This window comes from Methylomonas sp. BG-2 (assembly GCF_057766305.1).
Map to the genome: position 1 here is coordinate 1 of NZ_JBYMAP010000401.1, position 2,116 is coordinate 2,116.

Sequence of the window (2,116 nt, forward strand, 5' to 3'; positions counted from 1 at the left end):
ATAAATCGTTACCGTCCTGGTCGGTCAAGCCTTGCAATGCGCTCAAGTCGATCGCGACCGGGACATCGGCCGGATTTGTCGCCGCGACTGTCTCGGCGGGGGGCTTGGCCTCGGCAAGCCAGGCGGCCAACGCAGCGCGCAGTTGCTCGCGGCGGAAGGGCTTGCTGAGATACGCGTCCATGCCGACGGCTTGGCATTGTTCCGGCACGCCTTTTTGGACGTCGGCGGTTAACGCCACGATGGGGGTGCGCGGCCGCCCCGCCGCGGCTTCCTCGGCGCGTATCGCGACGGCGGCCGTAAAACCGTCCATCACCGGCATGTGGCAATCCATCAAAATCAAATCGTAAGCGTTGCTGCGCGCGGCTTCGACTGCCGCCGCGCCATCGGCGACCACGTCGGCCCGGCAGCCCATGCCCACCAAAAAACTTTTGACGACTTCCTGGTTCACCGGATTGTCTTCGGCCACCAGCACCGTACCGAACAAACTTTCGGCCTCCGCGGCAGCTGATGGCATGGCCGCCACCGGTCTGTTGGCCAAAATTTCCAGCAGACATTGGTGCAACTTGCGTTGAAACACCGGCTTGTTCAAATAAAAGCGGATACCGTAATCATGCAGCTTGTCGGCTTGCAACGAAATGCTTTCCGAGCTGAGCATCACCAACGCGGGTCTGATAATCCGGGGGTCGTTTTGAATCGCTTTCGCCAGACTTAAACCATCCATGATCGGCAAATGCCAATCCAGCAGCACGACCCGGAATGCCTGACTCGGATCGGCCGAGGCATCGGCCAACAGTTTCAAGGCTCTAGGTCCACTATCGACGGTCGTGGCATTGGCCCCCCACAGCGTCAATTGATCCAGCAAAATTTCGCGATTGGTCGGATTGTCATCCACCACCAGAATGTTGACGCCGGCCAATTCATGACTTTCGGCGCGTTCAATGCCCGACTGGATTCCCAGACCCAAGCGCAGCGAAAAATAAAATCGGGAACCGCGATCGACCCGGCTGTCCACGGCCAACTCGCCGCCCATCAAATCCACCAGTTGCTTGGATATGGTCAGCCCCAAGCCGGTGCCGCCGTATCGACGCGTAATGCTGCCGTCGGACTGGGTAAAACTGTCGAAGATCTTTGTTTGCAAGTCGTCGGGGATACCGATCCCGGTATCGGTGACCTCGAACAACAATTCGATCGCATCGGTGCCTGCGGTCGCCGCCAGCGTCGAGACCTTCAGCTGGACCTCGCCGCTCTCGGTAAATTTGATGGCATTGCCCAACAAGTTGATCAGGACTTGGCGCAAGCGCTCGGCATCGGCTTGCACCACATAATTCAAATCGTGCGGAATGTTTAGAATCAACTCGACGCCTTTACGATGCGCGGGCTCGGCCAGCATTTCCAAGGTATCTTCCAGCAAGCGCCGCAGATCGAACTCCTGCACGATCAATTGCATTTTGCCGGCTTCGATCTTGGAGAAATCCAAAATGTTGTTGATGATGCCAAGCAGCGAATTGGCCGAACGGTAAGCGGTTTCCGCGAATCGAACTTGCCTGGCGTCCAGCCCGGAAGACAACAACAGCTCCATCATGCCCAACACGCCGTTCATCGGCGTGCGTATCTCGTGACTCATCGTCGCTAGAAATTGCGACTTGGCCAGACTCGCTTGCTCGGCCAACTCCTTGGCGGCGACGGTCTCGACCACGGTCCGTTCCAATTCCTCGTTTTTTTCGGCCAGTTGGGCAGTGCGCTCGGCGACCAGGCATTCCAATTCATTCCGGTGACGCTCCAGGCGCTGGTCTCGCACCTGAATTTCGCTCAGCATCGCGTTGTACACGTCGGCCAGATCGCCGAATTCGTCAGTGCTGGTTTTTTCGATGCGATGAGAAAAGGTTTTTTCGTTGCCGACCGATTTCATCGCCCGCATCAAATTTAATAAAGGCGCCAAAAAGATATGTTGGAGCTTGGATGTCAGCATGGCAATCCACAGAATCGTGAACACCACGATCAGCCCGAGAATCAAATAAAAGCTTTTTAAGAGCGCATAAAAACCGCTCTGATCGTCCACCATGTGCAACACGCCTATCATGTCGCCATCCAAATATATCGGCCGCACGAAATGCAG

General features: G+C 56.5%; 1 protein-coding gene. It reads right to left on the reverse strand.

Annotated features, from left to right (window positions below):
• Positions 1 to 2,080: response regulator (locus AC3B8H_RS20640; RefSeq protein ID WP_488443394.1), on the reverse strand; the 2,080-nt coding region annotated here is incomplete at its 3' end.
• Positions 2,081 to 2,116: the final 36 nt, after the last annotated feature.